Source organism: Klebsiella sp. w6 (assembly GCF_033100215.1).
Classification (GTDB): Bacteria; Pseudomonadota; Gammaproteobacteria; order Enterobacterales; family Enterobacteriaceae; genus Klebsiella; species Klebsiella variicola.
The window spans coordinates 1,754,875-1,766,960 of sequence record NZ_CP136907.1 but is presented as its reverse complement, the minus strand read 5'-3'; the positions used below and the strand labels follow the sequence as shown (position 1 = coordinate 1,766,960).

Below are 12,086 nucleotides of genomic sequence, written 5' to 3'. Positions count from 1 at the left end.
GTCGGGGGCGCTTAACCCGCCAGGTCATTAACAAATAAGGTTTTTATGCGTTGGTATCGCAATTGCTTGGGGGTCAGTACCACCGCCAGTCTGCGGTGTACCGCGCCCCGGCGTTTTCGTCATCATCCCTGGAGCTGACAGCATGTGGAACTACTCCGAGAAAGTGAAAGACCATTTTTTTCATCCCCGCAACGCGCGCGTGGTCGACAACGCCAACGCGGTGGGCGATGTGGGTTCATTAAGCTGCGGCGATGCGCTGCGCCTGATGCTGCGGGTTGATCCGCAGACCGAGATCATCGAGGAGGCGGGCTTCCAGACCTTCGGCTGCGGCAGCGCCATCGCCTCCTCTTCCGCGCTGACGGAGCTGATTATCGGCCACACCCTGACCGAAGCCGGGCAGATCACCAACCAGCAGATCGCCGACTACCTCGACGGTCTGCCGCCGGAAAAAATGCACTGCTCGGTGATGGGCCAGGAAGCGCTGCGTGCGGCCATCGCCCATTTTCGCGGCGAAAGCCTTGAGGAGGAGCATGAGGAGGGCAAGCTGATCTGTAAATGCTTCGGCGTCGACGAAGGGCATATTCGCCGGGCCGTGGTGAACAACGGCCTGACCACCCTCGAAGAAGTGATCAACTACACCAAAGCCGGCGGCGGCTGCACGGCCTGCCATGAAAAAATTGAGCTGGCGCTGGCGGCGATCCTCGCCCAACAGCCGCCAGCGCCCCTGCCAGCGGAGACGGCCCACGATGCGCACTGGCAAAGCGTGGTCGATACCATCAACGAACTGCGCCCGCACATTCAGGCCGACGGCGGCGACATGACGTTGCTCAACGTCACCCCGCGTCAGGTGACCGTCAGCCTCTCCGGCAGCTGCAGCGGCTGCATGATGACCGACATGACCCTCGCCTGGCTGCAGCAAAAGCTGATGGAGCGTACCGGAACTTACATGGACGTGGTGGCGGCCCCGGCCGCGGTTAACTAACCCAAGGGGGATACGATGAAACCTGTTTATCTCGATAACAACGCCACCACCCGTCTCGACCCGATGGTTCTCGACGCGATGATGCCCTTTTTAACCGACTTTTACGGCAACCCTTCATCGATACACGATTTTGGTCTGCCGGCGCAGGCGGCCCTTGAACGGGCGCACCAGCAGGTGGCCGTCCTGCTCGGGGCCGACTACCCCAGCGAGATCATCTTTACCTCCTGCGCCACCGAGGCCACCACCACCGCCATCGCCTCGGCGGTGGCCCTGATGCCGGAGCGGCGCGAGATCATCACCAGCGCGGTCGAACATCCCGCCACTCTGGCGGTGTGTGAGCAGCTGGAGCGCCAGGGATACCTGATCCACCGTATCGCCGTGGATCAGCAGGGCGCCCTGGATATGGCGCAATTTCGGGCGGCGCTTAGCCCGCGCGTGGCGCTGGTCAGCATCATGTGGGCCAATAACGAAACCGGCGTCATGTTCCCGGTGCCCGAACTGGCGGAGCTGGCTCATGAGCAGGGCGCGCTGTTTCACTGCGACGCGGTGCAGGTGGTGGGCAAAATCCCGATGGCGCTCAGCCAGACGCGGATCGATATGCTCTCCTGCTCGGCGCATAAATTCCACGGTCCCAAAGGGGTGGGCTGCCTCTGGCTGCGGCGGGGAACGCGTTTTCGCCCGCTGCTGCGCGGCGGCCACCAGGCGCATGGCCGGCGGGCCGGTACAGAAAATATCAGCGGCATTGTCGGGATGGGCGCCGCCAGCGAGCTGGCGCAGGTTCATTTGCCGGGCATGGCGCAGATTAGCCAGCTGCGCGATCGTCTTGAACAGCATCTCCAGGCCACTATCCCGGCGGTGACGGTGATGGGCGGCAGCCAGCCGCGGGTGCCCGGCACCCTCAATCTGGCCTTCGAGTGTATCGAGGGTGAGGCAATCCTGCTGCTGATGAATCAGGCCGGGATCGCCGCCTCCAGCGGCAGCGCCTGCACCTCCGGCTCGCTGGAGCCGTCGCACGTCATGCGGGCAATGAATATCCCCTACACTGCGGCCCACGGCACCATCCGCTTCTCCCTCTCACGCTATACCCGGGAAAAAGAGATCGACTACGTCATCGCCACCCTGCCGTCGGTTATCGACCGGCTGCGCGCCCTGTCGCCCTACTGGCGACAGGGTCAGCCGCACCTGCAGGATGGCGCCTTCACGCCGGTCTACGGCTAAGGCGGGGAGACAATGATGGGACGCGTACTGATTAACGACACTACCCTGCGCGATGGTGAACAGAGTCCCGGCGTGGCCTTTCAGGCCAGCGAAAAGATCGCCATCGCCGAGGCGCTGTACGCGGCGGGGATCGAGGCCATGGAGGTCGGCACCCCGGCGATGGGCGAGGAGGAGTGCGCCCGCATCCGGCAGGTGCGCCGTCAGCTCCCGGGCGCCACGCTGATGACCTGGTGCCGGATGCAGGCGGGAGAAATTCGCCAGAGCGCCGACCTGGGCATGGACTGGGTGGATATCTCCATCCCCGCCTCCGACAAGCTGCGGCAGTACAAACTGCGCGAAGGCTTACCGCTGCTGCTGGAGCGGCTGGCGGCCCTGATCCACCTCGCCCACACCCTTGGCCTGAAGGTCTGCATTGGCTGTGAGGACGCCTCGCGAGCCAGCGACGCGACGCTGCAGGACATTGCCCGCCTGGCCCGGGAGGCGGGAGCCACCCGTCTGCGCTATGCCGATACCGTCGGTATCCTCGACCCGTTCACTACCGCGGCGCAGATCGCCGCCCTGCGCCGCGTCTGGCCCGGCGAACTCGAGATGCACGCCCATAACGATCTGGGCCTGGCTACCGCCAACACCCTGGCGGCGGTGCGCGCCGGGGCCACCAGCGTGAACACCACCGTGCTGGGCCTGGGCGAACGCGCGGGCAACGCGGCGCTGGAGACCGTGGCGCTCGGACTAGAGCGCTGCCTGGAGGTCAAGACCGGCGTGCGTTTCACCGCCCTGCCGGCGCTGTGCGAACAGGTGGCCCTCGCCACCCGCCGCCCGGTGGACCCCCAGCAGCCGCTGGTGGGCGAGCTGGTCTTTACCCACGAATCCGGCGTGCACGTTGCGGCGCTGCTGCGCGACAGCGAGAGCTATCAGGCGATCGACCCCGCCCTGCTGGGCCGCGGCTATCGGCTGGTGCTGGGCAAACACTCCGGTCGCCAGGCGGTTAACGGCGTCTTCGATCGGATGGGTTATCACCTGACATCAGCGCAAATTGACCAGCTGCTGCCAGCGCTCCGTCGCTTTGCCGAAAACGGCAAACGCAGCCCGCGGGATGATGAGCTGGCGGCAATCTACCACGCGCTCTGCGGCGCCGAAACGCTGCAGGCCAGGGGGTGAGTATGGAGTGGTTTTATCAGATCCCCGGCGTGGGCGACCTGCGCTCCGCCGATGCGTTCTTTCAGTTTTTCGCCGTTCCCTATCAGCCCGAGCGCCTGGCGCACTGCAGCCTGCCGGTGCTGGCCACCTTTCACCGCAAGCTGAAGGCGGAAGTGCCTCTGCTCAACCAGCTGGAGGATAACCCGCGCGCGCACTGGCTGCTGGCGCGCCGACTGCTGGCGGAGAGTTATCAGCAACAGTTCGAGGAGAACACGCCATGAGACCCCGATTTACCTTTAGCGAAGCGGTCCGCGTCGTGCGCGCCATCCGTAACGATGGCACCTATGCGGGCCTGCCGTCCGGCGCCCTGCTGGTGCGCCGGGGCAGCATCGGCTATGTCCGCGACTGGGGAGTATTCTTGCAGGACCAGATCATCTACCAGATCCACTTCCCGGACTGCGACCGGGTGGTCGGCTGTCGCGAACAGGAGCTGATTGCCGGCGATCGGCCCTGGCTGGCCGGCAATCTGCAGTATGGCGATAGCGTAATCTGTCAGACGGCGCTGGCGATGCAGGGCGAGATGGTGGTCAGCGTAGGTCAGTTGGGGCGCATCGAAGCCACCGACCGGGGCGAGCATGGCGACGGCTATATCGTCGACTTCGGCGGCCGCTGGTTCCAGGTCCCGGTAAGCGCGCTGGCGCTGGCAGAGGAGGAAGAATAATGGAGCCCTGGCAACGATTTGGCCGGCAGCGGCTGGCGCAGAGCCGCTGGAACTGCGAGCCGGCGGCCATCGCCGCGGTCGACCGGCAGGCCTTCGAGGCGGCCTGGCAGCGCCAGGCCCAGATGGAGCAGGTTATTGTCGCCCAGATTGCGCCGGAGGCGATCCCCGCCGCGCTGCAGGAGGGCCTCGCCACTTCGCTGGGCGCCTGGCTGGATGAGGGAGGATTTACGCCAGCGGAGCGGGCGGCGATCGTCCTGCACCACGCCCGGCTGGAAACCGCCTTCGCCGGGATTGCCAGCCAGGCGCCGCGGCCGGATCCCGCCACGGTGCAGGCCTGGTATCTGCGGCATCAGGCGCAGTTTATGCGCCCGGAACAGCGCCTGACCCGCCATCTGCTGCTCACCGTCGATGGCGACGACCAGGCGGTTTACTCGCGTATACGGGAGCTTCATGGGCAAATCGAAGCCTCCCGCGAGGCGTTTGCGCCGCTGGCCCAGCGACACTCCCACTGCCCGAGCGCGCTGGACGGCGGACTGCTGGGCTGGATCGGCCGGGGGCTGCTCTATCCGCAGCTGGAGGAGGCGCTGTTTGCGCTGGCGGAAAATGCGCTGAGCGCGCCGGTGGCCAGCGAGCTCGGCTGGCATCTGGTCTGGTGTGAGGCCATTCGCCCTGCCGCGCCGATGACGCCTGAGCAGGCGCTGGAAAGCGCCCGCGATTACCTCAGTCAACAGAGCCAGCGCCGCCACCAGCGCCAGTGGCTGGCCGAGATGCTAGCGCGCCAGCCGGGGCTGTGCGGGTAGCCGACAGGCTACCCGCCATCGCCTACAGCAGATGCGGTTTAATCTCCTCAAGCCAGGTCGCCAGCCGCGCGTCGGTCTCGTCGAACTGGTTATCCTGGTCCAGCACCAGTCCGACAAAGCGATCCCCCTCCAGCGCCGATGAGGCGCTGAACTCATACCCCTCGTTCGGCCAGCTGCCGATCATCGTCGCCCCGCGGGCACGCAGGGCGTCGTACAGCGGCCGCAGCCCGCTGGCGAAGTTATCCGGATAGCCACGCTGATCGCCGAGGCCAAACAGCGCCACCGTTTTCCCCTGCAGGCTAACGTCGCCGAGGTTGCGGATAAACTCGGCCCACGACTCGCTCTCGCCCCCGGCCTCGAGGCCCGGCAGCTGGCCGTCGCCCAGCGTCGGCGTCCCCAACAGCAGGGCCGGGTAGGCCAGCAGGTCCGCCAGCGTGGCGCGGTTAATATTGACCGGGGCGGCGGCGGCCTCCCCCAGCTGCTTGTGGATCATTTTCGCGATCTTGCGGGTTTTACCGGTATCGGTACCAAAGAAAATGCCAATGTTCGCCATAGTACGCTCCTGTCGGAATGGTGTTGAAAAAAGGAATGACGACAGAGGTATTGCGAAGGCTGTGCCAGGTTGCCCTGCACCGCGACGGCCCATCCCTGCCCCATCAGGATCGCTTCGCCTCACAATGCCGCGCGCCAAAGGCGCACCCGGCGGGGCGAAAGGTAAAAATCCGTGAATTTTCCCCCTGTCGGATCAATGTTTCGCGTGGTCGTTCCGATAAGGGCGCACACTTTGCATGGTTATCCGTGTTCGGCTTACCCCGCCGCGTTTTGCGCACGGTGTCGGACAATTTGTCATAACTGCGACACAGGAGTTTGCGATGACCCTGAATATGATGCTCGATAACGCCGCGCCGGAGGCCATCGCCGGCGCGCTGATTCAACAACATCCGGGGCTGTTTTTTACCATGGTGGAACAGGCCTCGGTGGCCATCTCCCTCACCGATGCCAGCGCCAGGATCATTTACGCCAACCCGGCGTTTTGCCGCCAGACCGGCTATTCGCTGGCGCAATTGTTAAACCAGAACCCGCGCCTGCTGGCCAGCAGCCAGACGCCGCGCGAGATCTATCAGGAGATGTGGCATACCCTGCTCCAGCGTCAGCCCTGGCGCGGCCAGCTGATTAATCAGCGTCGGGACGGCGGCCTGTACCTGGTGGAGATTGACATCACCCCGGTGCTTAGCCCGCAAGGGGAACTGGAGCATTATCTGGCGATGCAGCGGGATATCAGCGTCAGCTACACCCTCGAGCAGCGGCTGCGCAACCATATGACCCTGATGGAGGCGGTGCTGAATAATATCCCCGCCGCCGTGGTGGTGGTGGACGAGCAGGATCGGGTGGTGATGGACAACCTCGCCTACAAAACCTTCTGCGCTGACTGCGGCGGCCGGGAGCTGCTCACCGAGCTGCAGGTCTCCCCTGGCCGGATGACGCCCGGCGTGGAGGCGATCCTGCCGGTAGCGCTGCGCGGGGCCGCGCGCTGGCTGTCGGTAACCTGCTGGCCGTTGCCCGGCGTCAGTGAAGAGGCCAGCCGCTACTTTATCGACAGCGCGCTGGCGCGGACCCTGGTGGTGATCGCCGACTGTACCCAGCAGCGTCAGCAGCAGGAGCAAGGACGCCTTGACCGGCTGAAGCAGCAAATGACCGCCGGCAAGCTGCTGGCGGCGATCCGCGAGTCGCTGGACGCCGCGCTGATCCAGCTGAACTGCCCGATTAATATGCTGGCGGCAGCCCGTCGGCTGAACGGCGAGGGAAGCGGGAATGTGGCGCTGGAGGCCGCCTGGCGTGAAGGGGAAGAGGCGATGGCGCGGCTCCAGCGCTGTCGCCCATCGCTGGAACTCGAAAACCCCGCCGTCTGGCCGCTGCAGCCCTTTTTCGACGATCTGTGCGCCCTCTACCGTACCCGCTTCGATCCCGACGGGCTGCAGGTCGACATGGCCTCACCGCATCTGATCGGCTTTGGCCAGCGCACCCCGCTGCTGGCGTGCTTAAGCCTGTGGCTCGACCGCACCCTGGCCCTCGCCGCCGAACTCCCCTCCGTGCCGCTGGCGATGCAGCTCTATGCCGAGGAGAACGACGGCTGGCTGTCGCTGTACCTGACTGATAACGTACCGCTGCTGCAGGTGCGCTACGCCCACTCCCCCGACGCGCTGAACTCGCCGGGCAAAGGCATGGAGCTGCGGCTGATCCAGACCCTGGTGGCGCATCATCGCGGGGCCATTGAGCTGGCTTCCCGACCGCAGGGCGGCACCTGCCTGACCCTGCGTTTCCCGCTGTTTAACACCCTGACCGGAGGTGAAGCATGATCCCTGAATCCGACCCGGACACCACCGTCAGACGCTTCGACCTCTCTCAGCAGTTCACCGCCATGCAGCGGATAAGCGTGGTGCTGAGCCGGGCCACCGAGGCCAGCAAAACGTTGCAGGAGGTGCTCAGCGTATTGCACAACGATGCCTTTATGCAGCACGGGATGATCTGCCTGTACGACAGCGAGCAGGAGATCCTCAGTATCGAAGCGCTGCAGCAAACCGGCCAGCAGCCCCTCCCCGGCAGCACACAGATCCGCTATCGCCCCGGCGAGGGACTGGTGGGGACCGTGCTGGCCCAGGGGCAGTCGCTGGTGCTGCCCCGGGTCGCCGACGATCAGCGTTTTCTCGACCGCCTGAGCCTCTACGATTACGATCTGCCGTTTATCGCCGTACCGTTGATGGGGCCCAACGCCCGGCCAATAGGGGTGCTGGCAGCCCAGCCGATGGCGCGCCAGGAAGAGCGGCTGCCGGCCTGCACCCGTTTTCTCGAAACCGTCGCCAACCTCGTCGCCCAGACCATCCGGCTGATGATCCTTCCGGCCTCACCCGCCCTGTCGAGCCGCCAGCCGCCGAAGGTGGAACGGCCGCCGGCCTGCTCGTCGTCCCGCGGCGTGGGCCTTGACAATATGGTCGGCAAGAGCCCGGCGATGCGCCAGATCGTGGAGGTGATCCGTCAGGTTTCGCGCTGGGACACCACCGTGCTGGTGCGCGGCGAAAGCGGCACCGGGAAAGAGCTGATCGCCAACGCCATCCATCACCATTCGCCACGGGCTGGCGCCGCCTTCGTCAAATTTAACTGCGCGGCGCTGCCGGACACCCTGCTGGAAAGCGAACTGTTCGGCCATGAGAAAGGCGCCTTTACCGGGGCGGTGCGTCAGCGTAAAGGACGTTTTGAGCTGGCGGATGGCGGCACCCTGTTCCTCGATGAGATTGGTGAAAGCAGCGCCTCGTTCCAGGCCAAGCTGCTGCGTATCCTCCAGGAGGGGGAGATGGAGCGGGTCGGCGGCGATGAGACCCTGCGGGTGAATGTCCGCATCATCGCCGCCACCAACCGTCACCTGGAGGAGGAGGTCCGGCTGGGCCATTTCCGCGAGGATCTCTATTATCGTCTGAACGTGATGCCCATCGCCCTGCCCCCGCTGCGCGAGCGTCAGGAGGACATCGCCGAGCTGGCGCACTTCCTGGTGCGCAAAATCGGCCAGCATCAGGGGCGCACGCTGCGGATCAGCGAGGGCGCGATCCGCCTGCTGATGGAGTACAGCTGGCCGGGTAACGTTCGCGAACTGGAGAACTGCCTCGAACGATCGGCGGTGATGTCGGAGAGTGGCCTGATCGATCGCGACGTGATCCTCTTCACTCACCAGGATCGTCCCGCCAAAGCCCTGCCTGCCAGCGGGCCAGCGGAAGACAGCTGGCTGGACAACAGCCTGGACGAACGTCAGCGACTGATCGCCGCGCTGGAAAAAGCCGGCTGGGTGCAGGCCAAGGCGGCACGGCTACTGGGGATGACGCCGCGCCAGGTCGCTTACCGGATCCAGATCATGGATATCACCCTGCCGCGTCTGTAGGCCGCGGTGTCAGGTTCAGGACATTGTCGTCAGTGCGGCAGGAACGCGACAATGTTGTGCCGCAGGGATGCGGGATAATGCTTTATTTTTCAGCCAGATAAAAAATTCGTCTCTGGTACGTCGTTTGCAGCAGGAAGGTATCGCCCAACCATGAAGGTACGACCATGACTTCCTGCTCTTCTTTTTCCGGCGGTAACGCCTGTCAGTCGGCGGACGCCAGCGCGTTAGCGCCGCGGGTGGCCGACAAGGTCGCCGCGCACCCCTGCTACTCCCGCAGCGGGCACCACCGTTTCGCCCGGATGCATCTTCCGGTCGCCCCGGCCTGCAATCTGCAGTGCAACTACTGCAACCGTAAATTCGACTGCAGCAATGAGTCCCGTCCCGGGGTGTCATCGACGCTGCTGACCCCCGAGCAGGCGGTGTTGAAAGTGCGCCAGGTGGCCCAGGCCATCCCGCAGCTGTCGGTGGTCGGCATAGCCGGGCCCGGCGATCCGCTGGCCAATATGACCCGCACCTTCCGCACCCTGGAGCTGGTCCGCGACCAGCTTCCGGATCTCAAATTATGCCTGTCGACCAATGGGCTGATGCTGCCCGACGCGGTCGAACGCCTGCTGGAGGTCGGCGTGGATCACGTCACGGTGACCATCAATACCCTGGATGCCGATATCGCCGGGCAAATCTATGCCTGGCTGTGGCTCGACGGCGAACGCTACCGCGGCCAGGAAGCCGGGGAGATCCTGATTGCCCGCCAGCTTGAAGGGGTCCGCAGGCTGACCGCCGCGGGGGTGCTGGTCAAGATAAACTCGGTGCTGATCCCGGGGATCAACGACGGCGGCATGGCCGAGGTCGGCCGTCGTTTGCGGGAAAGCGGCGCGTTTATTCACAATATTATGCCGCTGATTGCCAGACCGGAGCACGGCACGGTCTTTGGTCTCAACGGCCAGCCGGAGCCGGACGCCGGGATGCTCGCCGCGATCCGCAGCCAGTGCGGGGAGGTGATGCCGCAGATGACCCACTGCCATCAGTGCCGTGCCGACGCCATCGGCATGCTGGGCGAAGATCGCAGCCAGCAGTTCACCCGGCTGCCGGACCCGGACAGCCTCCCCGACTGGCTGCCCATCCTCCACCAGCGCGCAGAACTTCATGCCAGCCTCGCCACGCAGGGGGAGTCGGACGCGGATGACGCCTGTCTGGTGGCCGTGGCCTCCCGCCACGGCGAGGTCATTGACTGTCATTTTGGCCATGCCGACCGCTTCTCGATCTACAGCCTGTCGGCCGCCGGTATGGTGCTGGTGGGCGAGCGCTTTACACCGAAATATTGCCGCGGCGAAGAGGAGTGTGAGCCACAGGAGAACGAGGCCAGACTGGCGGCGCTGCTGGCGCTGCTCGCCGACGTAAAAGCGGTGTTCTGCGTGCGTATCGGCCATACGCCATGGCAGCAGCTGGAATTGCAGGGCATTGAGCCGCAGGTGGACGGCGCGTGGCGTTCGGTCGCCGAGGTGCTGCCTGCCTGGTGGCAGCGGCGGCGCCAGAGCCTGGCGGCATCGCGTCTGCGTCAGGGGGTCGCCTGATGGCGCCGGTCGACTGGTTGACCCGCCTGTGGCGATTGTATCACGCCGGAAAAGGCTGCTTTCCGCTGCGGATGGGGCTGACTCCCGCGGCATGGCGGTCGCTGCAGCAGCGGCTGGGCGAGGTGGCGACGCCGCTGGACAGCGCGACGCTGAGCCGCCGTCGGCTGATGACCGAGCTGAATGCTACCCGCGACGAAGAGCGTCGGCAGCTGGGGCAGTGGCTGACGGAGTGGATGGCGCCGGGGGCCGAACCGATGGCGCAGATCGTCGCCGAGGTAGCGCTGGCGTTTAACCATCTGTGGGAGGATCTGGGACTCGATTCGCGGGCGGAACTGGGCCGGCTGATGAGCGACTGCTTTCCACTGCTGGTGGTGCAGAACGTCCACCATATGCGCTGGAAAAAGTTCTTTTACCGCCAGCGCTGCCTGCAATCGCAGGGGGAGATTGTCTGCCGATCGCCGAGCTGCGACGAATGCCTGGAGCGCAGCCTCTGCTTCGAACCGCCGCCGCAATAAACAAGCCGCAGCTCCCCCTGCGGCTGACCCAACCACACACGCATTTAACCCCTTTACGCGGGTTTCTGCCGGGTGGCGCTTCGCTTACCCGGCCTACAAAGCCATTTATATATCACAAGGTTAACCATCACCGTAGGCCCGGCAAGCGCCGCGCCGCCGGGCAATATATCAGGCTCCGTGCCCAGCATGTTGCCGGGTGGCGGCTGCGCCTGACCCGGCCTACAACCCCAAATCACCACTGGATCAGGGGCCGCTGAAACTGCCGGTGCTGGCGGCCTCAAAATCGCTGAGACGTTCCCGGCAGGCCGGGGCAGCCCGCATGGATGCGGGCTGAGGGCCGTGTTTTGCAGGGACGCTGCCTCGGCCCGACCCGAAGCCTGCAGGGATAAGTCGAAGGTACCACGCAGTGGCGATTTTGCTGGCCGGAGCCCGGGGGTACAGGGGGCGGCGGCGGCTGGCCGCCCCCTGTGCGCTCCCAGCGCCATGAGAGACATCACGCAGAAGACTAACCGGGAGCGCAATGTGCGCTGAAGCCACTAATAACATAAAGGATCGCACGATGGTACTTCCCCTCACCCTAACCCTCTCCCGGAGGGAAAGGGAACCGTCCGGCCGTCGTTTCCGTGGCCAACATATTGCCGGGTGGCGGCTGCGCCTGACCCGGCCTACAACCCCAAATCACCACTGGATCAGGGGCCGCTGAAACTGCCGGTGCTGGCGGCCTCAAAATCGCTGAGACGTTCCCGGCAGGCCGGGGCAGCCCGCATGGATGCGGGCTGAGGGCCGTGTTTTGCACGGACGCTGCCTCGGCCCGACCCGAAGCCTGCAGGGATAAGTCGAAGGTACCACGCAGTGGCGATTTTGCCGGCCGGAGCCCGGGGGTACAGGGGGCGGCGGCGACTGGCCGCCCCCTGTGCGCTCCCTGCGCCATGAGAGACATCACGCAGAAGACTAACCGGGAGCGCAAACTACGCTGAAGCCACAGATAACATAAACAACCACACTGCAATGCTTCCCCTCACCCTAACCCTCTCCCGGAGGGAGAGGGAACCGTCCGGTCGTCGTTTCCGTGCCCAACATATTGCCGGGTGGCGGCGGCGCCTGACCCGGCCTACAACCCCAAATCACCACTGGATCAGGGGCCACTGAAACTGCCGGTGCTGGCGGCCTCAAAATCGCTGAGACGTTCCCGGCAGGCCGGGGCAGCCCGCATG

Annotated in this window: 11 protein-coding genes; 10 read left to right on the top strand and 1 reads right to left on the bottom strand. The window is 65.1% G+C overall.

Going from position 1 to position 12,086, the window contains the following annotated elements; translation table 11 throughout:
- Positions 1–142: 142 nt before the first annotated feature.
- Genes nifU through nifM form a run of 6 tightly spaced genes read left to right on the top strand, consistent with a single transcriptional unit; the run spans position 143 to position 4,858 of the window.
- Positions 143–982: a Fe-S cluster assembly protein NifU gene (gene nifU, locus R0140_RS08460; RefSeq protein WP_008804128.1), complete on the top strand. Its 840-nt coding sequence runs from the start codon at positions 143–145 to the stop codon at positions 980–982.
- A 15-nt stretch (positions 983–997) separates the two neighbouring features.
- Complete coding sequence (gene nifS / locus R0140_RS08455) at positions 998–2,200, top strand: cysteine desulfurase NifS (protein WP_032740071.1); 1,203 nt, start codon at positions 998–1,000, stop codon at positions 2,198–2,200.
- 15 nt (positions 2,201–2,215) lie between these two features.
- On the top strand, positions 2,216–3,358 hold the full coding sequence (gene nifV / locus R0140_RS08450; protein WP_032733504.1) for a homocitrate synthase: 1,143 nt from the start codon (positions 2,216–2,218) through the stop codon (positions 3,356–3,358).
- A 2-nt stretch (positions 3,359–3,360) separates the two neighbouring features.
- Positions 3,361–3,618, top strand: coding sequence for a nitrogenase-stabilizing/protective protein NifW (locus R0140_RS08445; protein ID WP_008804125.1), 258 nt, complete (start codon positions 3,361–3,363; stop codon positions 3,616–3,618).
- Positions 3,615–4,058, top strand: coding sequence for a nitrogen fixation protein NifZ (locus R0140_RS08440; protein ID WP_012541106.1), 444 nt, complete (start codon positions 3,615–3,617; stop codon positions 4,056–4,058). The genes R0140_RS08445 and R0140_RS08440 overlap by 4 nt, the downstream gene beginning before the upstream one ends.
- Positions 4,058–4,858, top strand: a complete 801-nt coding sequence (nifM, locus tag R0140_RS08435; protein WP_032735994.1) for a nitrogen fixation protein NifM — start codon at positions 4,058–4,060, stop codon at positions 4,856–4,858. Before R0140_RS08440 ends, nifM begins: the two co-directional genes overlap by 1 nt.
- Positions 4,859–4,880: 22 nt before the next feature.
- On the opposite strand, the gene R0140_RS08430 is transcribed toward nifM, so the two are convergent.
- Positions 4,881–5,411 carry a flavodoxin gene (locus tag R0140_RS08430; protein ID WP_008804122.1) on the bottom strand — a complete coding sequence of 177 codons (531 nt, stop codon included), beginning with the start codon at positions 5,409–5,411 and terminating at the stop codon, positions 4,881–4,883.
- Between the two features lie 319 nt (positions 5,412–5,730).
- Between R0140_RS08430 and nifL the strand changes: the two genes are divergently transcribed.
- The 4 genes from nifL to R0140_RS08410 all read left to right on the top strand — a co-directional run bounded on the left by nifL (position 5,731) and on the right by R0140_RS08410 (position 10,872).
- Positions 5,731–7,215, top strand: a complete 1,485-nt coding sequence (gene nifL / locus R0140_RS08425) for a nitrogen fixation negative regulator NifL (protein WP_008804121.1) — start codon at positions 5,731–5,733, stop codon at positions 7,213–7,215.
- A complete protein-coding gene (nifA, locus tag R0140_RS08420; protein WP_008804120.1) occupies positions 7,212–8,786 on the top strand; it encodes a nif-specific transcriptional activator NifA in 1,575 nt (524 codons plus the stop codon). The genes nifL and nifA overlap by 4 nt, the downstream gene beginning before the upstream one ends.
- A gap of 164 nt (positions 8,787–8,950) precedes the next feature.
- The gene (gene nifB / locus R0140_RS08415; protein WP_080923688.1) at positions 8,951–10,357 is read left to right on the top strand and encodes a nitrogenase cofactor biosynthesis protein NifB; all 1,407 of its coding nucleotides are present in this window, start codon (positions 8,951–8,953) and stop codon (positions 10,355–10,357) included.
- Positions 10,357–10,872 carry a nitrogen fixation protein NifQ gene (locus tag R0140_RS08410; RefSeq protein WP_064160550.1) on the top strand — a complete coding sequence of 172 codons (516 nt, stop codon included), beginning with the start codon at positions 10,357–10,359 and terminating at the stop codon, positions 10,870–10,872. The genes nifB and R0140_RS08410 overlap by 1 nt, the downstream gene beginning before the upstream one ends.
- Positions 10,873–12,086 lie beyond the last annotated feature (1,214 nt).

What these genes read in the sequence shown, in the direction of transcription:
- nifV (WP_032733504.1), top strand. Translation starts at nt 2,216, where the DNA reads ATGGGACGCGTACTGATTAACGACACTACCCTGCGCGATGGTGAACAG.
- nifU (WP_008804128.1), top strand. Translation starts at nt 143, where the DNA reads ATGTGGAACTACTCCGAGAAAGTGAAAGACCATTTTTTTCATCCCCGC.
- nifS (WP_032740071.1), top strand. Translation starts at nt 998, where the DNA reads ATGAAACCTGTTTATCTCGATAACAACGCCACCACCCGTCTCGACCCG.
- nifB (WP_080923688.1), top strand. Translation starts at nt 8,951, where the DNA reads ATGACTTCCTGCTCTTCTTTTTCCGGCGGTAACGCCTGTCAGTCGGCG.
- nifA (WP_008804120.1), top strand. Translation starts at nt 7,212, where the DNA reads ATGATCCCTGAATCCGACCCGGACACCACCGTCAGACGCTTCGACCTC.
- nifL (WP_008804121.1), top strand. Translation starts at nt 5,731, where the DNA reads ATGACCCTGAATATGATGCTCGATAACGCCGCGCCGGAGGCCATCGCC.
- R0140_RS08445 (WP_008804125.1), top strand. Translation starts at nt 3,361, where the DNA reads ATGGAGTGGTTTTATCAGATCCCCGGCGTGGGCGACCTGCGCTCCGCC.
- R0140_RS08410 (WP_064160550.1), top strand. Translation starts at nt 10,357, where the DNA reads ATGGCGCCGGTCGACTGGTTGACCCGCCTGTGGCGATTGTATCACGCC.
- R0140_RS08430 (WP_008804122.1), bottom strand. Translation starts at nt 5,411, where the DNA reads ATGGCGAACATTGGCATTTTCTTTGGTACCGATACCGGTAAAACCCGC.
- nifM (WP_032735994.1), top strand. Translation starts at nt 4,058, where the DNA reads ATGGAGCCCTGGCAACGATTTGGCCGGCAGCGGCTGGCGCAGAGCCGC.
- R0140_RS08440 (WP_012541106.1), top strand. Translation starts at nt 3,615, where the DNA reads ATGAGACCCCGATTTACCTTTAGCGAAGCGGTCCGCGTCGTGCGCGCC.